This window comes from Spiroplasma endosymbiont of Lasioglossum villosulum (assembly GCF_964020195.1).
GTDB classification, from domain to species: domain Bacteria; phylum Bacillota_I; class Bacilli_A; order Mycoplasmatales; family VBWQ01; genus Spiroplasma_E; species Spiroplasma_E ixodetis_A.
On sequence record NZ_OZ026539.1, the window covers coordinates 1051422 to 1074727 of the forward strand.

Annotated in this window: 25 protein-coding genes and 1 pseudogene; 11 read left to right on the plus strand and 15 right to left on the minus strand. The window is 22.1% G+C overall.

Going from position 1 to position 23306, the window contains the following annotated elements:
* Window positions 1-4 precede the first annotated feature (4 nt).
* From AACK81_RS06030 to AACK81_RS06050, 5 genes are all read left to right on the plus strand, one after another.
* Entirely contained in the window at window positions 5-1723 is a 1719-nt protein-coding gene (locus AACK81_RS06030) for a hypothetical protein (protein WP_338960607.1), read from the plus strand.
* 3 nt (window positions 1724-1726) lie between these two features.
* Window positions 1727-3673, plus strand: coding sequence for a hypothetical protein (locus AACK81_RS06035; protein WP_338960609.1), 1947 nt, complete (start codon window positions 1727-1729; stop codon window positions 3671-3673).
* 119 nt (window positions 3674-3792) lie between these two features.
* Complete coding sequence (locus AACK81_RS06040) at window positions 3793-3915, plus strand: hypothetical protein (protein ID WP_338960611.1); 123 nt, start codon at window positions 3793-3795, stop codon at window positions 3913-3915.
* Window positions 3916-3933: 18 nt separating this feature from the next.
* On the plus strand, window positions 3934-5181 hold the full coding sequence (locus AACK81_RS06045; protein WP_338960612.1) for a hypothetical protein: 1248 nt from the start codon (window positions 3934-3936) through the stop codon (window positions 5179-5181).
* Window positions 5126-7165 (plus strand): hypothetical protein, encoded by a 2040-nt coding sequence (locus AACK81_RS06050; protein WP_338960614.1) that lies wholly within the window; start codon window positions 5126-5128, stop codon window positions 7163-7165. Before AACK81_RS06045 ends, AACK81_RS06050 begins: the two co-directional genes overlap by 56 nt.
* Window positions 7166-7286: 121 nt before the next feature.
* Here the strand turns inward: AACK81_RS06050 and AACK81_RS06055 are convergent, their stop codons facing one another.
* From AACK81_RS06055 to AACK81_RS06065, 3 genes are all read right to left on the minus strand, one after another.
* Window positions 7287-7496, minus strand: a complete 210-nt coding sequence (locus tag AACK81_RS06055) for a hypothetical protein (protein ID WP_338960617.1) — start codon at window positions 7494-7496, stop codon at window positions 7287-7289.
* An 18-nt stretch (window positions 7497-7514) separates the two neighbouring features.
* A complete protein-coding gene (locus tag AACK81_RS06060; RefSeq protein WP_338960620.1) occupies window positions 7515-7682 on the minus strand; it encodes a hypothetical protein in 168 nt (55 codons plus the stop codon).
* Window positions 7683-7832: 150 nt separating this feature from the next.
* On the minus strand, window positions 7833-9371 hold the full coding sequence (locus tag AACK81_RS06065) for a hypothetical protein (RefSeq protein WP_338960623.1): 1539 nt from the start codon (window positions 9369-9371) through the stop codon (window positions 7833-7835).
* A 64-nt stretch (window positions 9372-9435) separates the two neighbouring features.
* On the opposite strand from AACK81_RS06065, the gene AACK81_RS06070 reads away from it, so the two are divergent.
* The 3 genes from AACK81_RS06070 to AACK81_RS06080 all read left to right on the plus strand — a co-directional run bounded on the left by AACK81_RS06070 (window position 9436) and on the right by AACK81_RS06080 (window position 11343).
* Window positions 9436-9918 carry a UPF0236 family transposase-like protein gene (locus tag AACK81_RS06070; protein WP_338960625.1) on the plus strand — a complete coding sequence of 161 codons (483 nt, stop codon included), beginning with the start codon at window positions 9436-9438 and terminating at the stop codon, window positions 9916-9918.
* Window positions 9891-10595, plus strand: coding sequence for an Mbov_0401 family ICE element transposase-like protein (locus tag AACK81_RS06075; protein ID WP_338960627.1), 705 nt, complete (start codon window positions 9891-9893; stop codon window positions 10593-10595). The genes AACK81_RS06070 and AACK81_RS06075 overlap by 28 nt, the downstream gene beginning before the upstream one ends.
* Window positions 10596-10923: 328 nt before the next feature.
* Window positions 10924-11343, plus strand: coding sequence for a hypothetical protein (locus AACK81_RS06080; protein WP_338960629.1), 420 nt, complete (start codon window positions 10924-10926; stop codon window positions 11341-11343).
* Between the two features lie 152 nt (window positions 11344-11495).
* Here the strand turns inward: AACK81_RS06080 and AACK81_RS08875 are convergent.
* Window positions 11496-12745, minus strand: a pseudogene (locus tag AACK81_RS08875) (ISNCY family transposase).
* Between the two features lie 211 nt (window positions 12746-12956).
* Here AACK81_RS08875 and AACK81_RS06095 point away from each other — a divergent pair.
* Both AACK81_RS06095 and AACK81_RS06100 read left to right on the plus strand, forming a co-directional pair.
* Window positions 12957-13343: an ATP-binding cassette domain-containing protein gene (locus tag AACK81_RS06095; protein WP_338960636.1), complete on the plus strand. Its 387-nt coding sequence runs from the start codon at window positions 12957-12959 to the stop codon at window positions 13341-13343.
* Between the two features lie 30 nt (window positions 13344-13373).
* Window positions 13374-14345, plus strand: coding sequence for an ABC transporter permease (locus AACK81_RS06100; protein ID WP_338960639.1), 972 nt, complete (start codon window positions 13374-13376; stop codon window positions 14343-14345).
* A gap of 53 nt (window positions 14346-14398) precedes the next feature.
* Here the strand turns inward: AACK81_RS06100 and AACK81_RS06105 are convergent, their stop codons facing one another.
* The gene (locus AACK81_RS06105) at window positions 14399-15448 is read right to left on the minus strand and encodes a DUF3137 domain-containing protein (RefSeq protein WP_338960641.1); all 1050 of its coding nucleotides are present in this window, start codon (window positions 15446-15448) and stop codon (window positions 14399-14401) included.
* Between the two features lie 132 nt (window positions 15449-15580).
* On the opposite strand from AACK81_RS06105, the gene AACK81_RS06110 reads away from it, so the two are divergent.
* Entirely contained in the window at window positions 15581-15859 is a 279-nt protein-coding gene (locus tag AACK81_RS06110) for a SemiSWEET family sugar transporter (RefSeq protein WP_338960644.1), read from the plus strand.
* Between the two features lie 6 nt (window positions 15860-15865).
* Here AACK81_RS06110 and AACK81_RS06115 read toward each other — a convergent pair whose 3' ends face one another.
* From AACK81_RS06115 to AACK81_RS06160, 10 genes are all read right to left on the minus strand, one after another.
* A complete protein-coding gene (locus tag AACK81_RS06115; protein WP_338960646.1) occupies window positions 15866-16645 on the minus strand; it encodes an alpha/beta hydrolase-fold protein in 780 nt (259 codons plus the stop codon).
* A 16-nt stretch (window positions 16646-16661) separates the two neighbouring features.
* Window positions 16662-17405 carry a hypothetical protein gene (locus tag AACK81_RS06120; RefSeq protein WP_252320766.1) on the minus strand — a complete coding sequence of 248 codons (744 nt, stop codon included), beginning with the start codon at window positions 17403-17405 and terminating at the stop codon, window positions 16662-16664.
* A gap of 206 nt (window positions 17406-17611) precedes the next feature.
* Window positions 17612-18682 carry a hypothetical protein gene (locus AACK81_RS06125; RefSeq protein ID WP_338960649.1) on the minus strand — a complete coding sequence of 357 codons (1071 nt, stop codon included), beginning with the start codon at window positions 18680-18682 and terminating at the stop codon, window positions 17612-17614.
* Window positions 18683-18836: 154 nt separating this feature from the next.
* Complete coding sequence (locus AACK81_RS06130) at window positions 18837-19835, minus strand: hypothetical protein (protein WP_338960652.1); 999 nt, start codon at window positions 19833-19835, stop codon at window positions 18837-18839.
* 247 nt (window positions 19836-20082) lie between these two features.
* Window positions 20083-20487 (minus strand): transcription antitermination factor NusB, encoded by a 405-nt coding sequence (nusB, locus tag AACK81_RS06135; protein ID WP_338960654.1) that lies wholly within the window; start codon window positions 20485-20487, stop codon window positions 20083-20085.
* A complete protein-coding gene (locus AACK81_RS06140; protein ID WP_338960656.1) occupies window positions 20453-20824 on the minus strand; it encodes a hypothetical protein in 372 nt (123 codons plus the stop codon). The genes nusB and AACK81_RS06140 overlap by 35 nt, the downstream gene beginning before the upstream one ends.
* Before the next feature lie 14 nt (window positions 20825-20838).
* Window positions 20839-21402 (minus strand): elongation factor P, encoded by a 564-nt coding sequence (gene efp, locus AACK81_RS06145; RefSeq protein WP_174481165.1) that lies wholly within the window; start codon window positions 21400-21402, stop codon window positions 20839-20841.
* 2 nt (window positions 21403-21404) lie between these two features.
* The gene (locus tag AACK81_RS06150) at window positions 21405-22481 is read right to left on the minus strand and encodes an aminopeptidase P family protein (protein ID WP_338960658.1); all 1077 of its coding nucleotides are present in this window, start codon (window positions 22479-22481) and stop codon (window positions 21405-21407) included.
* Between the two features lie 83 nt (window positions 22482-22564).
* Window positions 22565-22714: a 50S ribosomal protein L33 gene (rpmG, locus tag AACK81_RS06155; protein ID WP_174481164.1), complete on the minus strand. Its 150-nt coding sequence runs from the start codon at window positions 22712-22714 to the stop codon at window positions 22565-22567.
* A gap of 173 nt (window positions 22715-22887) precedes the next feature.
* Entirely contained in the window at window positions 22888-23268 is a 381-nt protein-coding gene (locus AACK81_RS06160; protein ID WP_338960660.1) for a hypothetical protein, read from the minus strand.
* Between the last annotated feature and the right edge of the window lie 38 nt (window positions 23269-23306).

Here is a 23306-nt window from a genome sequence, read left to right on the forward strand (position 1 = left end):
TATTATGCCAATCGGTACAACTAGTACAGCAATACTTTTAAACATAAATAAACCAAAACATACTAGAACAAGTAACCAACAAGAAAACAAAAGTTTTTGATGAGAAATTTTAGAAATGATTGGTGTACAAGTTATAGCAGTAGCACTTGCTCCTTTTACTGGTGGATTAAGTGAAAGTGTAGCCCTTGGATTAGGTGCAAGTGATTTAATTGCTAGTATTAGTGCTGTTGGTGTAGAATTTTTAACTGATTTTACTATTAATCAAGTTTATGATTATTTAAAAGGAAATGTAACACCATTAAATACTTTTTTTAATATATTACCAGCATTTGCTGGACTTAATAAAATTAGTCGTGGTTATCGTACGACTAATTTTATTAAGTTAGCACAAAAAACTAAAACATTAGAACAAGTTGGTATTAAAGAAGCAAAAAACTTACAAGAAATTATTAGTCAAGTAAGTGGAAAAGAAATTTTAACAGATAAAATTATTGGTAATAAACGTTATTTAATTAATTATAGTTTTACTCCTAATCGTGAAACAGTATTACGAGATTTAGGATATTTTGCTGAAAGACAATATAAGAATAATTTTCAAAAACTAGAAACAGAAAAATTAATGGAACACTTATTATTACAAAATACATTAATAAAATTAAGTCCACAATTAACTCCTAAATTTAAAATTAAAGATATTGAAAAAGCAAATAACTTTTTAAAAAAATTTAATACTGATTTAAAAGAAGTATTAAAAATGAATCAACATGATTGATTAAATTTAGTTCATACAATACATACAGAAAATAGATATGGAAAAACTTTAATTTTAGATTTACAAAAAATTCGTGCTAATACTATTAAATTTAATTTTAAAAATAATGTTATTCATCAACTTGTTTTAAAAGCAAATCAAACTTTTAAATATTTTGATATTAGATTTTATTTAAAAAAAGGTTTAAATAAATTTTGAAAAGATACACCATATTTTGAAAAAATAAGAGAAAGTATATATAAATTACAAGAAAAATTTGAAAAGTTAGAAAAACAAGCATTTGAAAAAATTAATAAATTAAAAGAAAAAGCAACTGATTTATTTACTAGTGCAGAAAAAAGAGCAATTAAACATGCACAATTAATTCCATTAAATTCACCAGTATTTATGGGTTGTAAAATTCAACCTTTGTCATTAGATAAATGTGCAATTACTATTTATCATCGTAATCCTAAATATAAACCAATTACAGTTGTTGATAGTATTCTTAAAGCAAAAACTTTTGTTACTCAAATACATCCATTTCATTGATATCGTTGATATAGTGGTTGATACATTGGTTATGGTGTTAATCATAATAAATGATTAAAAGCAATAGCATTTGCTCCACCAGTGGTACAACAAGTAATTAGAGATAGTTTTAAAGTATATAGAGAAATATTTAGAACTATTAGAACTTATCATAAAGTAGTTAATGTTATTAATAATCCTATTGAAAATATTAATAAATCATTTAAAAATGTTGGTTTAAAGTTATCAGTTAATACTTTATTTGGTACTGGATTATTACATCATTTAGAAAAATTTGCATATAGTCAAGTTATAGCAAAAAGTAAGAAAAAATTAAAAAAAAGCAAAAATAAAATACAAAAAGAAATTGAGCATATAACACATAAAAAAACAAAAAAACATACTCATCATTATAAACAAGCATTTTTTAAGGAATGATAAATTATGATTAATAAACTTTGAACTGGTGTCAGTCTTGAAAATTATAATAACTGATATCCATTAACTGGAAAAATTACAGAAACGCCACAGCAATATATACAAACATGACCAATTGTTAATGATTGATTTAAAACTTTTGCTATTCGTGCTCAAAATGATATTAATGCTTATCTTGGTTTTATTTTATCTAAATTTTCTTTTGATAGTTTCAAAGATGAATTAATTAAAGAAACATTAAGAGATATGGTATATGTAACCACTGAACATTGAGTTTTCAATCGTACACCAATTGAATTTAATGTTGATGCTACTATTCAATTTAATAATGGTAGTCAATTTAGTGCAAGTAGTCTTCCAACAATTAATGTATGAGATTTAGCACCTAGTAGAATGAAAATATTAGCAAGACTAACAGAATTAAAACAAATATTATCAAGTTATAATGATGATGAAATAGATATTGAAAAAATTGACTTAAAATCATTTTATACTAGAAATCAAGTTGATGAATTAATTGAACAACAAAAAGAATTTACATTATCAAAACAAATTAAATTATATGATGATTTAGTTGATGATAATGAAAATGAAATATATAGAGGTCCTGTTAGTAAATTTATTAATAAAGGTTATGTTGCAACTGATTATGATAAAGAAACTGAAACAATGATTTTAGATTGACCTGATGAAATTGGTACATTACCACCAGAAGCATTACAAAATAATCCACAAATTGGTGATTATACACATGCACCAACTTGTGATTTTTCTGCTAAACAACAAAAACGAATTACTACTAATGAAAATGAAATTACCAAATTAAATACTGAATTAATTAAAGCAAATAAAAATATTAATGATGTTAAAAATAATTGATTTAATATTGAAACTAGTCCTTTATGAAAAAAAGTTGAAAATAATAATATAGAAATATTTAAATGATATTTTATTAAAATCAGTTATCAATATTCAACAGAAAATAACTTTATGAAATTTTATAAAGTAATTAAAATTTATTTAAATAATGTTTTTAATGAATTTGAATTGCTAAATGTTGATTCCATGACGTATAGTGAACAAATCCAAAATAAAAGAATTTTAAATACCGGAACGATTTACTATAACAATAAAAAGAAAGAATTTAGTGGTGGCGGTAATTCTTATCCTGAACGTGGAAAAATTAATTTAATTGGTGATATAGAAGAAATATATCAATATCAAGGAATAGATACACCAACTGAATTTATAGCAGAAGAAAATACTGAACGTGATTATTATACAAAACCAGAAACTAATAATTTATTAGATAAAAAACAAGATAAATTAACTGCTGGTACTAATATAACTATTGATCAAAATAATAAAATTAGTGCTAGTGGTGGTAAAACTGATTTATCTGATTATTATAAAAAAGAAGAAATAGATAAAAAATTAGAAGATAAAATGGATAAAGACCATTTTAAATATGCTTTTTCTATTAATACTATTGGTACTGAAATTCCTAATTTAGAAACTACTGATAAAACTATTGCCGGTGCTATTAATGAATTAAAAGAAAAAATAAAAGATAAAAAATTTTCAAATGATTATTTTAAATATAATACTGAAACAAATGAAATTGCATTAAATGATGAAGAAAATTCATTACTTTGTAGGGATTTATTAGAAAATAATGAATATAAATTATTAAAAACTCAAAATAAAAAATTATTACAAGCAATTAATGAAATATTAGAAAAACAACCACAACCAAGTCCAAGTGGTTCAAATTGAAAAGAAGTAGGAACAAGAGAAAAAAATAAATGAGATAATTGACAAATTACTTATGATTTTCAAGAGAATAAACATTATAGAGTTTATTATTCTTGAAGTATATATAATCCAGTTTATACTATTCAAGAATTTATTATAACTGATAAAAATTGCTGGTGTACAAATACAAACCTTTAATGATAGTGTTAATATAGTAATTTTATCAGTTCAACATGCAAAATTGATTACTATTTATACTGGAAAAGGTAATTTAAAAGGTAATGTATGAAAATTAGAAGAATTACAGGAATAAAATTATGTTTTTTAAAATTATAAAAATTATTTTAAGTTTAATTGGAGTTTTATTATCTTCTGCTGTTGCTGGTTTAATTATATTTATTATTGTAAAAATTGTATTAAAAATTAATCAAATATTTTAAAAAAAGGTGGTGAATATTATGTTAGGTAGATTTTTTAGAAAAGATAAAAGCAATATTAATGATAATCAAAATGAAAAATTAAAATTTTTAAGTAATAAAAATAAAAGTACACATGCTTCAATTTTAAGTTATTTTGGTTTTAATGATTTTAATCATGAAACTTATTTCACTGATTTTGTAGCAGAAAATAATGCTAATTTATATAATGCTCCATTAGATATTAATAATGAAACTATTAAAAAATACTTAATTCAGCAAGAATTTTATAGAAAAAATTGAAATTCTATTTTTAAATTAAGCAAATTAGGAATTGGTGGTTATTTAATTTTTATTGCTAATGATGATTTATATTTTCAAGTAGTAGATATCCAACAAAGAGTTTATGATATTACTGGTAAATTAATTCAATGTACTATTTTTTATGATAGTTATCAACAAAATGCACAAACTGTAAGATTATTTGAAATTTATACATTAAATAATGAACAAGTAACTATTAATCGTGCAATTTATAGTATTAGTGATAATAAAAAACAATTTCCCTTAAATTTTAAATCATTTATTAATAATCCTAATTTAGAACAAGAACAAATATTAAATATTAACTATATACCAATAGCAATTATGAGAAATAAAGCAAATGAATTAGCAGATTGTAATAAAGTAATGGATAAAATTAAAGCATTAGATGTTATTTATGAACAAATTGTTTTAGATACCATTTTAAATTCACCTAAATTTATTTTTAATCAAACTTATGGTAATGTTCAATCAACATTAGAACAAGCATTAAGAGAATTAGTTACTAAAAATTATTTATTTAAAAGTGGCGGAGATAATAACGAAAAAAATGAAAATATTAATATGACAAGTAGTAATTTTAAAGGTAAAAATTTAACTGATATATATGATTGAAATGTTAATGAAATATTTAAACGTTGTGGTATTCATATACCAAGTCAAAAAAAATCTGCACAACAATCAGTTCCAGAAAGTACAGCAGTAAATATTTCAACTATTAATTACATTGAACAAAAATTATGACAATTTAATATTGATATCCTTAAATTTATTCAAATATTAGTACGTATGGATAAAGATTTATTAACTAGTAAAACATTTAATATTAATGATGAACAAGAAATTAATAACTTAACAGTTAAATTAAAATTATTTAATCCTGAAAATAACCAATTAATAGGAGAGAACAATGGAAAACAACAACAAACCACAAACGAAGTTTCCACAGAAACAGAAGCAAATTAAACTTAATCAAGCAGAAGTAGAAAATGATTATTTAATTGATAATATTCCTTATGAATTTACTAATCTTATGAATAGCAAAGGTGACCCTGAGCTTAAAAGAGCATATGATGAATTTAAACTAAGAACTTTATATATTTATGAAATTGAAAGTTTATTTAAAAATAATGAAAATAATAGTTTAAGATTTTCAGCAAATACTATTAAAGTTGGTTTTATTGATATTGATAAAGTATTAAAAACTACTGCTGCTGAAACATCAGATTTTACTATGCAATTAAATCAAAGAGCAAGCACTAATATTAATGATAATACAATTGAATATAGTATGACCGATATTAAAAATTTAATATTCCAAGAAAAAAATTTATTAAATCAATTTAAGTTATATGCAGTTAGTATAAATGAACCATTAACTGAAAATAATATTGATAATTTATATATCATTAATAATTATTCACAACCTTATCAAAATCCAAAAACAAGAAGTACTAAAAGCATAACTATTATTAAAATTAAAGATTTTAAAACAAGAGATGGTTATCCAATTATTATTAAATTACAAAAACCATTAGATAAAGATATAAAAGTAACTGGTCTAAAAATTAAAGCCCCTAGAAGCATGATTTTTGGCAATATAAAGGTACTTGGTGAAGTTGATAATATGGAAGTATACCCAAAGTTATTTGTTAAAGATAAGATAGCATTTCCACTATTATCAATACCTATTGAAACTCAACCAAAAGTTAGAATATTACAACAATGATTTAGTGAACAAATACTACCTTGAAATTTAGCAAAACAATTTATAGAACAAGAAAAATCAGTTTTAGATTTAATTGCTATTGGTGGGGGTAAAGAAACAAGAAAAGAAATAATTAAAAACGCAAGAGTTACACATGCTTGATTAGGATATTTTTTAAGTTCTTATTCTTTTGGAGAATGACCATTAAAAGAAAAGAAAGAACTTAAAGATAAAGAAGTATGAAAAATTCAGAGTGGTCCAATTGGTAAAGAATATACAAGTATTGCTACATATGATAAATTTGATGATATTGAAGTTGAAATAAGTGACAAACCACCAATTGATAGTTTACAGAAACTATTATTAGATATGTTAAGTTATACATATAACTACAATAGAAATTTTGAAGGTGCAGATTATGATGAAAAAGGTAAACCAAAAAATAAAATTGCAGAATTACGTGATACATTTTCAGGACAAAAACCAGATGAAATAATTACTAATTTATTTAAACAATGAGAATTTGAATATCCAAATTATATTAACTTAGAGCAAGTGAAAATATTTAAACAAATATTTATTATGTTATCAAAAAATATTTATTCATCATTATCAATTAATAAAGGTTTAAATGATGATAATAAGATTTTATTACCTTATTATTTTGAATTAAAATCAAGTCCAATAAAACCAAATGATAAAGAAATATGAAAATTCAAAGACATAAAAGTTATATTAAAATCTGTATATTTTGATTTTACAGATACCAATAATATTAAATTAAAAAATAATGATATCAGTCAAAATGAATTATTCAAACTAGATGATAACCAATTTAATTGATTATCTATTACAAATGAATTAGAAAGTAACAATATACCATCATTAATTCCAGCTGATTGAACATTAGGTAATGGTGAATATGGAAAATACTTTACAAAAGCAATTATTAGTAATAATAAAATTGAAAATGCATTAAATTTATATGGTTCAAATAAATCTCAATTATTTTCTAAATTAGAATTTTATAAAGAAATATCACAAATTGATAATAATAGTGAATTTGAATTACAAATTGAAAATCCGATTAATAACTTAAATCGGATTGAAATTAGTGGCATATTTGGTGCTGGAAATTATGATTTAATTTTAATAACCAATAAACAAGAAATAAATTTAAAAAATATTAATTTATTTGATAAATATAGTGAAAATATTTCATATATAAATATTCAAATTTAATTATCAAAATATCCATCAGGATAAATGCCATCTCATTTTATATCATTTTTATAATCTGGTTTAATTCCAAAATATAAATCTATTTTATTCTCATCATGTAAATTTTTAGTTTCTCATATAGTTATGCCACCCCCCAGTACGCTGTATAATCATGACCTAAATAAAAACTTAATTTTTGTCTTCCATCTTTACATGCAAGTCCTAATGCTGTTGCTGAAATAATAAATAATATTGTCATAAATGAAAATAATCCAATAAATATATTTCTTTGTGTTTTTCTTTGTTTTGCTATATTTTTAGCATAATGTAATTCTGTATTTTGTTCACTCATGTTTAATTACTCCTTATCTTATTTTTTTATTCCGCCATGGCATGAACATGCACCTTTACCATGAATATTAGTTCAAGTACCATCATTACATTGAATAGTATGTCCTGTTAATGAACATCGATAAGTGCTTATAGAAAATGATGGTATTGATGCAAGATATAAAATCGTTGTCATAATTTTTTTCATATCAAATTACTCCTTTTTTCCTTGATTTTACTTATAAATTGTACTATTTTTGATTATTTTTACAAGAATGCTTTTAAATGGAAAATAACGCCTAAATACAAGGCGTTTATTTTGTGTGACCTATAATATTAATTATAGGTCACTTGTTTATTATATTGCAAATGTGAAGATACTTTTTTTCACAGTAGCATTATTTTTACCCCTAATTACATTTTTGTATGGATAAAGTGCATAAAACAAAGCATCATATGGGTCTTGATACATATTTTTGTCAGGAATGTTAGTTTTTGCTTCATCATAACGTAATTCTTCTAAACATTGAGTTGTTTTTGGTAAATCATCTTTATTTGCATAAAAATTTCCATAACTCATAATATTTCTCATTCAAATTACTCTATTAGTTAATCCGGCTTCTTGATTTAAATTTGAAGCATGTTTAATAGCAGTTTGTGTTATTAAAATAGTATTATGTTCATCTATTAATTTTTGATTTAATCAATCCATGGCAGTTCTTGCTTTATCATCATAAAAATAAATTGCTTGTTCAAAATTCTCAAAATTATCCATTAATCCTAAAATTTCATTAACATAAGCATTAATTTTTTCATTTTCATTTATAAAATCATTTGGAGTAACTACTAATTCACAAATAATATATGCATCATAATAACCAGTATTATTATATTCTTTAAAACCAACTACCATAAATACAGTATGGTCTTTTGGTCCCGTAGCTCAATCAATACCAACACTATAAAAATCAAATTTATACATATCTTTTTCTTGATTATAAAATTGTTTTAAATCATATGATTGTCAATATTTTACTGTTTTTTGAAATGGAAAAATTGTTGCATCACTATCTAAAAATTCAAAACCATAAAAAACAGTATTAAATTCATCAGGATTACTTTTTTTCATTTCTAATAATGTTCTTTTTTGAATATCTGGTAATTTATTTCAAAATGGTTGAATAGTAAATCTTAAAACAAATAAACCTAAACCACTAAACATATCTTGATTTTCATAATAAATTTTGCCAACTTTTTTAAGATTTTCCATCACTTTATCATTTAATGGTAAAAATGGCGTACAGTATTTTAAATAAAATGGATGGTATTTATCATAAGGATTACATGTAAAAGTAATAAAGAAACTTTTATAAAAATAACGAGTAATCAATTTTCCAAAAGTAGGACTATATATATTTTTATCAATAAACGTTCAACTTCATTCTTTAATAGGTTCTTTTGATACTTTAATACGATTACTTCTAAACATAGAGTTTTGTAAACGTTCATATCGATATGTTAATTGTTTTTCTGTTAATGTTTCTTTTTCTTCTGCCATTATTATTTCATCTGTTCTTGAACCTAAAAAACTTGACCCACCTGCTTCTTTTCCAAAAATCTTATTACCATTAGCATAACCAATAAAATCAATTTGTTGATTATTAGGAAAGATAATACACCCAGCGTCCTTAGTAATTTTTCATTTAATACCATGGGGATTATTAGGTAATAAATTAATATCATATTTATCTAATAATACTTGAGAAACATTCATTAAAGCACCAATTGTAGTTTCACTATGAGTATTTTCATATCTTCTTACTTCTTGAACACTACTATCACTAAAATTAAGATTATATTTTTTATTCAGTTGTGCATAACTACTAATAAAAGCCATATTTTACTCCTTATTAACATATATAAGTTAAAATTAAATTATTTTAAAGAAAGGAACATTAAAAATGTTTATATTACCATTTCCTAATCTTTTTGATTGAGACAAACACGATTTTAATCAAGATGAATTAAGTTTAAAACAAACAGAAGAATTATTTAAAACAATAGATGATTATTTATGAAGTACATGTGATAAATCTAAATATAAATCATATAGATTTAGAAAGAGAAAATTAAAAACAAAAAAAGGTTTATTAAATTATAAACGACGTATTTGTACTTATTATAACATAGAAAAACAAAAAACTGAATACGTATCCCTATTAGATAACTATCTCGGTGTTAAAAAATATAGTAAACTTGCACCTAATGTTATTAAACAAATTTTAAAATATTTTGCTGATGGTAAAAAGTATCGTGATGTTTGTGATACTTTTATTGAAGATTTAATAAGTACTAGTACAGTTTGTAGAACATATAAAAGTTTGAATTACCAAAAGCCAATATCCTCAAAATACCATTGCAACCATATCAAAATTTATATGTAAATATTGATAATGGACATAGAAAATTTAAGTTTAATGAAAAACACAATACTAAGAATTGTAAAAAATGTTCTATGAGATTATTAGTATTTTGTACTGGTAAAAAGAAAAATGGAAAATTAATTAATAAAAGAGCAGTATGCAAAATAAGAATATCAAAAACAGAAATTGGTGCAGAAAAAACAGCACAATTAATTAAAAAATATGGTAATTTATTTTTTGAAAATTTTGACAAAGCAAATTTAATAGTTTGTGGAGATAGTGCAAAATGAATTAGAAAAACTGCTACAATTTTAAATGCTAAATTTATTTTAGATAAATTCCATGCTTTTCATGTTTTATTTCTTGGGATAATGGCAGGAAGAAAAAAAGATAAAATTGCTAAATTACACTATCAAAATGCAATAAATTTATTTGCAAAAGGTCAATATTATGAATTAATTGATTTTTTACAGTTATTAACTTTACAATATAAAAAATTAAAAGTTGGTTATTTTATTAATGCAAAAGATGGTGTATTAAACCAAGCATTAGTTGAGAATATTGGTTGCTTTACTGAAACTAATATTAAACAAATTTTAAAGCATATGATTGGTGATAGAACTTATAACATTGATATGTATACAAAAATGGTTAATTTTAAATGCTATCAAATAAATACAGCCATACAGTTATTATAAATTAAAACTAAAATTTAAAAATAACTAAAAATAAAATAAAACTTATTAAAATTTACTTTAATAAGAATTTTTGAGTTATATAAGTAAGTATTATTGTGTCAATATCGAGTGAAAATTTCCCAAAAATATTTATAAAAAAATAAATTATTTTGGAAAGTTACAGTGTTAAATAAATATAAACACGAATTCCAAATAAACGTTAAAAATTTAGCTTTAAATTTTGATTTGCGAACTTTTTTTTGTATAATTTAATTAAGTTTAATATAAGTTTTTAACTCATTGCTTTAATTTCAAAGTAAATGAGTTTTTATTTTGAAAGGATGAAAAAATGAATAAAAATTTACAAGAAGAATATGAATGAATTAATAGAGAATTGAAAAAAATAATTATTAATAAAAATCAATTTACTCCAGAAATTATTAGTAATAGAGTTAATTTAGTTCAAACTACTATTGTTGATATTAATGAAAATTTAAAAAAACAAAAGATTAGCAAATTTAAAAAAATTAGTTATTCAATATTGAAAATATTTACTTTTGGAAAAATTGATAAAAATAAAATAATTAAAGAAAAAAATGATTTTTTTATAAAAATATCAAAAGAACTTTTTGGAAATATTAAAAAAGTAAAAGAATTATATATAAGAAAATCAAATAGTGAAATAAATATAGATGTTAATAAAATTAATAATGTAACTTTAAATAATTTATTAATAAATCCGACTAAATCAAACTTACCACAAATGTAAAAACGAGAGATTGCAATTACAATTTCTTTTATATTTAAAATCAATTTTAGAACACCAAATTTGCTCATACGCAAACGTTTTAAAATTTTATATGGTTTAGTATTTATAAAATTAAATATCTTATAAAATAGATTTTTAATTTTAATTAAGAATTATTGATATCCATATCTTCAAGGATGATTTTTATTGGGTATATAAACTTTTTTAATTTTTATTAAATTTTCTTTTATAATTGGTTTTTGTGCTATTTCTTTTAGTTCATACATTTGATTATTGTAACTAAGATATAATTCATTAATAAATGATTTAAGTACAATTACATCAGTTCTAGGTTGTATGTATTGAACTTTGTTATTTTTATAAGGAAAATACTTTTTACCATAATATGTTATGGTTGAACCACTATCTGTTTTTCTTTTAGAAAATCTTGAAAGATAAATATTGATTTCTTCCTGTGTAGGAGCTTTAACCATAGCAGATTTAGTATCATCAATAGGAAAGGCAAATTGTTTATTAAAAGTACTTATGTATGTTTTAAGAAATTTGTTAGCTTCTTCTAAATTTCTAATTTTATTAAGTCGTAATTCACTAATTAAACGACTTTGAAGTGTTCCAAATAAGCGTTCAACGCGACCTTTAGCTTGCGGAATTGAAGTTCTGATTATTTCACAACACCTAAATCATTACAGGACTTTTGAAATTGAGTATAAGTGTCATTTTCTGTATTTATTTTTCCTGCATCAACTTTTTTCTTATATCCAAAAACTGTTCTATTATCGGTATAAAATGTTTTTGGTATTCCATAATTAGTTAAAATTTGATAAAAAATATTATAATAACCATCTAATGTTTCTTGATGATCAAATCATAGTCCAACAATATTTCCTGTAGCATCATCAATTGCAGCATGTAAAAATGATTTTGGTTTATCGTTACCAAATCAATGATGATTACTGGCGTCCATTTGAATTAATTCACCAAAATTTGTTCTTCGATTTCTTGTTGGATGTAAGTTATTTTTTTTATTTTTATGTCTTTTTGGTGAAGTAATTTTTTCTTTAATTAATATAGTATAAAGTGTGCTATATGAAATCTTAATTTTTTCTTCATTAATTAATTTCTCATGAAAATGTTGAAAATTAAAATTATAATATTTTGTTTTATACAAGTTTATAATCTTAATTTTGATTTCAAAATTTGTTGCCTTATTAGAAATTTTATTACGAGATTTATGAATAAAATCAACTTTACCTTCTCTATTAAAAATTTGAATTAATTGGTTAATTCTTCTAATAGTTAGATTAAGTTTATTCTTGGCTTGATGTTTAGATAATTTATTAATAATAATATCATTTATAATTTTGTATTTATATTTTTCTTTCATAGTCATACTTCTTTCCATATTTATCACCAAGTATATTTAACTTCACTTTTGGGAAATTTTTACTCGATAACTAATAGGAAATTATCACTAAATAATGACAATAAGTAAGTATTATTGTTGACTAATATTTTTCAAGTGTTAAGATTAACATACAATTGCATATTGAAGTCTAAATTATTCTCGTCTAATCTTATAATTTAAAGACAATAAATGAATGTTATAGACAACATTGATATGTTCCCAAAAAAAAGAAGGTATTGTTATTGGTTTCCAATTTCAAGAATCAAAATATCCACCAGGGATTACTGTTATGGATATGCTTACTTATTATTTAGAAACATTTAATATCGAAATCAATGTTGGTCAATTAAATGAATTATTAAATACCTATCAATTATCAGCTGCTAAAAATAAAAATATTATGTTTCTATCTGGTGGTCAACAACAACGACTTAATATATTATTAAGCGTTATTCATAAACCTGACTTGGTTATTTTAGATGAAGTATCAACTGGTTTAGATATTGAAGTTAAGGAAGAAATATTTGATTTTTTACAAAAAAATATTGTTGAAAAAAATGTAGCAATGATTTTAGTTACTCATAACATGAGTTAAATTGAAAATTTCTGTACACGTATCATTTATATGCACGATGGTGACATTATTGAAAAACGGACTGTTAAAGAGGTTGTTAAAGAATATGGTTCAGTTCATAACTATACATCTCAACAATTTCAAAAATATAAAAAACCTACTATTGCTGCAGAAAAAGAAGCATTATCTAAGAAAAAAGGTCAGCAAGATCCAAACAAAATTGTAAATGCCGCAAAAACACGCCCTTCTAAACAAATACCGTTATTGAATTTAATGTTTAAATATTATCTAAAAGGCTTCTTTGTCCCATTTTTTCTAATTGTTTATCCAATTCTAATCTTGGGAATTCAAGGAGAATCAATACGGCATACTGGTGCTGATGTTGCTGGCACCATTACTGCCGTTAAACAAATGATTGCTGGTATTGCGATTATTAATATTATTTCAGTTGGAATATTTATTATTCCTCAAACAATTATTGAATTTAAATTATCTGTATTACTAAAAAGAATTGGTGCAACTAATATTCATCCCTTATTTTTTGTTACTGCTGTAATTATCATCGGTGTATTTGCTTCAATAATTTCTTTCTTATGAACATTATTATGAGGTGGCATTTACTTTGGTGGTACGTATGGCTGAAGTGTTATTGCTCTTCCTACTCAAATTGGTGCTTCGATTCCATGAATTATTATTATTTTTATTACTACTATTGGTTTGGGAATAATGTTAGCATCATTATTTAAGACTATTACTTCATTTATTGCTGTTGCCAACGTATTATATTTACCTGTTGCTTACTTAAGTGGCTCAATTATGCCTATTGATTGAATTACAAGTAGTAAAGTATTAAATATTATTAGTTATTTCTCACCATTTAAATACTCTACTTTGCCTTACTTTGAATGTTGAAATGGAACATTTAAAATGACATGAGAAATGTATTTATATGGAGGTATTAGTTTAATAATACTAGCAATTTTTATGGGAATTGCTGCTCACAAATTAAAATGACAAGATTAATAATCTAAATTTAAAAGTGATTGGAATTCCCAATCACTTTTAATATTTTTTAATTATTTAAATAATAATTCCTTACTTAAATCTAAACTTACTACTCATTGATAAGAGTTTATTATAATATCTAATGTAAAATTTAACATTTCAACAATATTTTCTAATAATTTTTCTTCACTATTAGCAATAACTAAATTTAATAAATTAGCAGTAGAACTATTATCAGAACCAATATTCATATAAGGAAACATTAGAGTGACTTGATTTTTATTAACATAAATACGTGGTATTTTTTCTTGTATATTTGCTAAATCAATCATTTTGCTCATTACTTTTGGCACTAATAACTTTCTTAACTTAATTGGATCACTATAATCAAGAGCAAATAACTTCTCAAATGCTGCTGATTCAAGTTGATCACCACGATTTGAACCCATAATTCTTGAACCTAATGTTTCAGGAACAATCGTTGTTATTACATCTTGCATATCAATTAAACACGTAAAATAAAGATATCGATTATATGTAGTACTAGTAGTTGTAGTTTTTCCTGTCTTGTAAGTTCTAGTAATCTTTTCTAACGTTGTTCCACAATTAAAATTTTTATCATTAATACTACCAATAATAACTTTTTCAGTTCAAACACGATGATTAAAATCACTACCAATAACTAAGAATTTTTGTGGTACAATGGTAAAATTCTTAGTAACATTAGTAATTTCAACTGCTTTAAAAGTAGAATTAACTGCCATTTTTAAATAATTAATATTATATTCTAAAAATTCTCGTTTTATTTTTTTGGAAAAAGTTTGTCCAACTGTTACTAACAATGTTCCAACTAAAATAAAAATAATACCAATAATAACTATTACTAAATAAAATGTGCTAGACACTTTTTCAGGTAATAAACTACTCAGAAAAATTATCCCTAACATAATAGTAAAAAAACCTAATGCCAAAATAATATAAGCAATAATTTTATATACATTGCTTATAAACATTCGCTTAAAGGAAGTATTTAAAATCTTGTTATAAATTGAATGTATATTTTCTTTAATAATTTTTAATTCATTCTCATTAAACTTTATAATACTATTATTTCTGCTCACTTTTCCTCCCATATATTAATTTATTAAAATAATTATACTTAAAATTATTATTTTTACTATCAACTTAACCATTAATATCTTATAATAAAATTTAGAATACTAAAATATAGTAAGAATTTAGGAGAGAAAGATATGGAACTTACAATTAATATTTTATCTTGAATTGGAGCAATTTTAACTAGTATTGTTTTAATTCCCCAAAGTTTTAAAATAATTCGCACCAGAGATACAAAATCATTATCATTATATATGTATATTATTTTTGTACTATCAGCAATAACATGAATTATTTTTGCAATATTGTCTAATCAACCTGCTATTATTACAAATAATACTATTGTATTATTTTTTGCAAGTATTATTTTAATTCTAAAAATTAATAATATTTTTAGAAAAAAAGAAAAACCATAGTTTCAATTAGCTAATAAGAATTAAAGGATTTTCATTAATATATTTAATTCATCATTTAAAACCATGAGCACCATTTTCATCAATTACTAGATTAGTAGTAATTTTTCTATTAGTTAATATTTTTTTTAATTCAATAGTATTACTTTCATAATTTGTTACTAATTTGCCTTCAAAAAACTTTGGTTCTTTTTTTCCTACCCATAGTTCAACTATTAAAGGTTGATTATTATTTAAAACTTTAGTTTTTAAATCTTCAATAATTTGTGAATTAAATCAAATTGCTGGCGAAAATAATAATAATTTTGTAAATGGTAATTTTGATAAATATAACATTTGTAAACAAAAATATGCCCCCAAAGAACAACCAATGGCATTTAAATTTTTAATTTTTAAATTAAACTTTTTAATAACAAATGGTATAACCTCATTAATAATAAATTCTAAGTAATTTTTACCATTACCACCAAGAAAATCAATGTTACTTTTTTTTAATTCAGGAAAATATTTTGTCATTAATATTTTTACATCATCATTGGTATAAGTTGCTAAATCATTAAAACGAGTCATATTATTGGTACTACCAATACCAATAAAAATACAATTACTATTATTTTCAAATAAAATATTACTATTACTATTAAGTAACATATCTTTACCATCAAAAACTAAATAAACTTCATAAGCAATATTTTGATCATAAATAGAAGACAAAGCAATAATAATATCTTTATTAATATTTAAAAATTTACTTTTAATATTATCAACTTTTACATCATAATTATTCATATTTTTTCTCCTTAATTTATTGATAATTTCCTAACAAAGAATAATTCATTATTCTAATATAAAAATTAAAATTAGTTTGTTCTAAGCGCATAGCGCATTTAACCAATTCATCTAAAATTATCAACTTATTAGTAAATAAAGTTTCATATGAAAAAAAAGCTTTTAAATTTAAATCAGTACTATCTTTTGTCAGCAATGTTTTTCTAGTTTCTAAATCCAACAAATAAAATAACATTAATAAACTTCCAAACTCATAATTATTTTTTATGTTTGTTTCATTCTTAGTTAAATTAATAAAAATATTACCACTAATATTTACCAATCTTTTAATTATTAGCAAACTTTCTTTTTTCAAATTAGAATTATTTATCAAAAAATCAGGTAATACTACTTTTGAAGTATCATCAAACCAAACTTTTATTTGATCTTTACATCCAAGTAATAATAAAAGTTCCTTGGCATTTTGATAATCATCTAACTGTTTTTCTTGACGCTTAAAAGTAGGAATTAAAGCAGAAATAGTTAATATAAAATTTGCAACTAATCTTAAATATTCTTTATAAGAAATTTTATTGAAATATAAATAAACACTTATTATTTTCATAAACATTAAATTTTGATTACTATTAAATATTAAGTTATAAGTATTACGATAATCTTTTGCTTTTAAATGACCTAATTTTTTTTTAATTTCGCGCTTAAAAAAATAATTACTTTTTAAAAGCAAAAGATGGTTAAATAATCGATATTCGGGAATCATTTTTTACTTCCAATCTAATTATATATTTTTAAATTTAATCTTAAAATAATTATAACATTGAAATAAATAAGTAACATTATGTACTTATTTATTATATTTAATTGCCAATAATATCATTGATAATTAATTATATTTAATATATAAATTTAAAAAGTTATTTTAAATAATAACTTTTTAAATCCATTCTTAACTAAAATCTTTTTTTCTTATAAATAATTTATTAATCTCAAAGAAGAACTTAATTTTTCTTCTGCTTTATCTTCATTTGGCAAACTAAAACAAGATTGATTTTTTTCAATATCTGTTTCAAAACCAAGATCACTATATTGACTATTAACTCTTGAAATTAATTCTTTTTTACTAGAAAAAGGATTATTTTCATCAAATTGCTTTGATATTTCATTTTCTGAAATTAAATTTAATTTATCAAAAATTTCTTCATTTTTTTCATTTGTAATTTTATTAATCAAACTGACTTGTAAATTAATAATATTTTCAAAAATATTTAATTTTAAAACTTTAAGTGGTTTAATATTTTTTTCATTTTCATTTATTTCTTCTCTTAAATTTCTTGTTTTCAATTTTATTTCTTTAATTTCTTTATTAACTTTTTTGTTTCTAACATATTTAAAAATACCAAAACTAATAGTATTTACAAAAGTTATTTGTCAATTTTTTTCTGCTTTTTTTTCTCTTAAATCTTGAATATCACGTTCAAGTAAATCAATTTTATCTAATATTTCTTTATTTTTTTCTTCAAAATCAAATATTTTTTGTTCTAAATCCTTAATTTGAATTGCTGAGAAACTAATACTATCAAATAATTCTGTATCACCATCTTCTTCAAAAGGATTTTTCTTAGATGGATATATAGAATGTTCTAATTCTTCAAAGTTTTTATTTTTTAAAATAAAATCTAATTGTTCAAATATTTCTTTATATCTCTTAACTTTATTTTCATATAACTGACCTTGTAAATCAATAATTTCTTTTAAAATATTTAATTTTGAATTTTTAAATGGTTGTGCATTTTTTTCATTTTCATCAATTTCTTCTATTAAAGTTTTTATATTTAATTCTGTTTTTTTAATTTGTTTATTAATATTTGAAAATAGTTGTATTTTTTTTGATTTTTTTAATTTTTTTAAACGTTTAATTTTATTTTCTAAAGATTCAATTTGCTCAACTATTTCTTCACTTTTTTTCTCAATAAAAAATATTTCTTTATCCAATTCTTCTTTTGCTTTTTTTAATATATTAATTTTTTCGATTAACATTTTTTTCTCCTTTAAAAATTAAAAAAACCCATTTACTTATAAATAAAGCAATAGGTTAAAAACTATATTTAGTTTATAAATTAAATTATACTTACTTTTTTATTTTTAATTATTATTTTTATTTTTTTCACTAATATGTTTTAAAAAAAGTATTTTAACTAGTTAAAATACTTTTTTGTAAAATAGGAGGTACTGTAGAAAAACTTTTCGCGAAATTGTTTATTAAATTTTGACTAAAACAACAACTTCCAAATATTTTAGCATCTTCTTCTTCCACTGATTTAGAAAGTACTTCAATATCACTGCCGTCATCATCTTCATTAAAACCACTATCTTTACTTAAAAATATATCATCTTCTTGCTCGGATTCAGAAAGTACTTCAATATCACTATCATCATCATTAAAATTTAATTTATTAACAGTAACATCTACTTCTATTTCTTCACTAAAGATACTTTTTTTATTTAAAGATATTTTTAAAATATCATCTTTTTTCTCAGATTCAGAAAGTACTTCAATATGACTATCATCATCACTATTATATCCAGAAGAATTTTGTTCTAATGAAGAATCATTATTAATAGGATCTACTATTTTTGCTATTTGATTTTTTAAATTATCTAACTGTTGAAAAAATTCTTTATTAATTTTAATTAATCGATTGTTAACAAAAAATAAGTTTTTTAAAAGAATATTAGTTTTTTTAATAATTTTTAATTTTTGAATTTTTAACAATTTAATAATATTTTTATTATTATTTATCGTTTGTTTCAAACATTCTCTCTTAATTTTTATTTCTTTAATTTGCTTATCAATATTTTTGTTTTTATAATATTTAAAAATACCAAAAGTAAATACATTTAAAAAAGTTAGTTTTCAATTTTTTTGGTTTTTTTGTTTTTCTAAAACTTTAATATTTTTTTCTAATACTTTAATTTCTCCTATTAATTTTATATTTTTATCTTCTTCATCAAATATTTGTCCAGTTAATTCATTGATTTCTTCATCTAATGTAAAAAATTCCTCCTCTTCGATTAATGAAATATTTAATTTTAATTCTGTATTTTTTTTATCAATATAAGATATTTTTTCATCTAATTTATTAATTTCTTTATCTAATAGTAAAAAAGATTCTTCTTTAGTTAATGGCATATATACTTCTCCTTTTTAAAAACAAAAGAACCCATTTGCTTTAAAAAAACAATGGATAAAAACTTATATTAAGTTTATTAAAGTATATTATACTTTATTTTTTTATTTTTTAACTATTAATTTTTAAAAAATAGTTACATTGAACAAAAATATTACATTATAACATAAAAAATATCTTTAAAATAAGATAATATATTTATATTAGAAATATAGTTATTAACTAAATTCAATCATATACTAGTTATAATTACTTATTTATTTTATCTAAAACACCATTAATGTATTTATAAGCATCATTTGGACAATAAACTTTAGTTATAATAATAGCTTCATTAATAATAATTTTTTTATCTGTTTTAGTATGGACAATTTCATACACTGCTAAAATTAAAATTGCTTGTTCAATTGGTTTTAAATTTTCAAAATCTCATCCTTGTTTTAAATTTTTATTAATTAAATCTATTAAATCATATTCATAATCAATTATTTTATTTAATATCTCACATTGTTCAGTAATTAAACTCTTACCTTCTTCTTCAAAAAGAAATTGTTTAAATGCTTGTTGTGATTGACCTTCAAGGAAATATTGATATAATACTTCCATCATGCCAATTCTTTTATGATGCTGGGTTATCTTCTTTTGTTCTTGCATTGTTGATTTCTACTTCCTTAGTTTTAGCAATAAATATTATATGAATATTTAATAAAAATAAATTTAAAGCTGATTCAGTACGTCTTAAAATTAAATTATTAATTTTATTTTTTAAATTTACTAAATCTTCATTTGGATTAACAATTAATTTTATTCGCACAACAATATTATTATTAATAGCAGTAATATCATTTGTTTCTAACATTAGAACTTCAACATCTTCTAATGTTAATTGATAGTAGTTATCATTAATTAATAACATATAAATAAATTTTTTAATAACTAACGAAGATAATTTTAATGTTCCAACTTTACTTTCTTCAATAAGTATTTCCATAATATTCACCTTTCTTAAGCGCGAGTTTTGTATTTCCCTTCATCTGTACTTACTACAATTTTATCACCATTATTAATAAACATTGGTACTTGTAATTGTAAACCAGTTTCTAAAATAGCTGTTTTTGTCGTATTAGAAACACTATTTCCCTTGACTCCTGGTGGAGCATCAACAACCGCTAATACTACCGAAGGAGGTAAATCAATACCTAATATTTCTAAATTTTTATAAACCCTTAATGATACTTCATTACCAGGAACTAAAAATTTTTTTTCTCATGATAAGCGTGATTGATCAATCCTAATTTCATTATAATCTTCATTATCCATAAAAACTGAATACATACCATCATCATAACTATAAATTGCTGGTCGTTTATCAATAATAGCTGGATAAACTGTATCACCACCGGTAAAAGTAATACTAATAATAGCTTGTGTCCTTAAATTTTTTGCTTTTACCTTCACATGCGCTTGTCCACGTCCACTTTTAGAATGTGCTGATTCAATAACTATTAAAATATCAGTTTTATTATGTAAAAAAGTAATTCCTGGTTTAAAATCATTAACGTTAATCATTTTTATTTTTTTTCCTTTCAAATGTCAATTTCACGAGATGATTTTGTTAAAATTTGATAACCATCTTTGGTAACTAAAATATCATCTTCAATTCTAACACCACCTAAATTAGGAATATAAATACCTGGTTCAACAGTAATAACCATTCCCGGAACTAAAATAGTAGATTCATTTTTAATAACTCAAGGTGATTCATGAATTTCAATACCAAGTCCATGACCAGTACCATGAGTAAAATATTGTTCATAACCCTTTTCTTTAATATATTCTCTACAAATCTTATCAATTTCACCAATAGCTATACCTGATTTTACAGCCTTAATTCCTGCCATTTGTGCTGATTTAACTATTTCATGAATTTCAATTAATTTTGGATTAACTTTACCAATCGCAAAAGTTCTAGTCATATCTGAACAAAAACCTTCATATACACAACCAAAATCACAAGTAATTAACTCATTATTGCCAATTTTTTTATTACTAGCTTTACCATGAGGCATTGCTCCTCTTTCTCCAGAAGCAACAATAGTATCAAATGATGCTTTTGTTGCACCATTTTTAACAAATGAACGTAATATTATATCTTCAACATCTTTTTCACTAACACCAGGTCGGATAAAGCTTAAAACTTCATTAAAAGCCAAATCACCAATAGCACAAGCTTTTGCAATTCGTGCAATTTCGATTTCATCTTTAATCATTCTTAATGAACTAACATAAATTGGAACAAATTCAATATCTTTAATTTCTTGCTTTCAACTTTCTAATTGAGCAATAGTAATATATTCTGCTTCAAAACCAATTTTTTTAATTTTTTGTGATTTTAATAAATCTTTCAACGAAGAAAAAATATTACTAAATTGAATGCATTTAACATTTTTGGCATTTTCTTTTCCCTCAGTAATATATCTTCCATCTAATAATAAATTTGCATCATTTTTGCTAATCAATAAATAACCTAACGTTGAAATAAAATCACTATATCAAAAGCGATTTTCGGAAGAGTAAAATAACATAGCATCTATTTTATTTTTGGTTAATATTGTTTCAATAATTTCTTTTTTATTTAAATTTTTCATTTTAAATTCAATCCTTTTAATAAATCATTAATTAATAACTAAGTATATTGTACTGCAAATTAAAGAAAAGAAATAAGTTTTACTTATTTCTTTTCTTTATGTAGTGTATGTTGATTACAACGAGAACAATGTTTTTTTGTTTCTAATTTTTCAGGCTTAGTTTTTTTATTACGATCAGCAATATAATTTTCTTCTTTGCAAACTTCACATCTTAAAGTTAATCCATCACGCATTGTGCGCCTCCTTAATAATAATTGAGTTATATACAATACAATATTATTGCATAATTAAATAGTTAGTTCAATTAAATAAAAGAATTATTTTTAAACTTCCTTATATGAAAAAATGTTACTAATATTAAAAATACAAAATATCAGTAACTAGGTAATTATTTAAATAATATTATTTAAAATACTTGATATCAATATAAGTCATCAGTTTTATACTGTGTAAAAATACTAACTGTTTTATTATATCTATTAATTTCGCCATTCATTCCATCAGGAATACTTTTAGTATTAACTTCTAAATTCTCAATTTTGTTTATATTTGAATCAATATTAAGAACATAATTTGGATTATTTAATGTTTTAACGAAAAAATTAGTTGAAGATTTACCCTTATTTTCTTGATTATTTAATAATTTTATTTCACTTATTTCATTAGTTAAATTTATTGTTTTTAATACAACTAATTCATTTTCAGAATTAAGATTTCTCTCAATTATTCTAACTGTCATTTTTTGTTGTCGATCAAATAAAAGTAATAATTGACTATTAATATTCAATAAATCATAATCATCAGAAATTTCAAAATTATATTTTC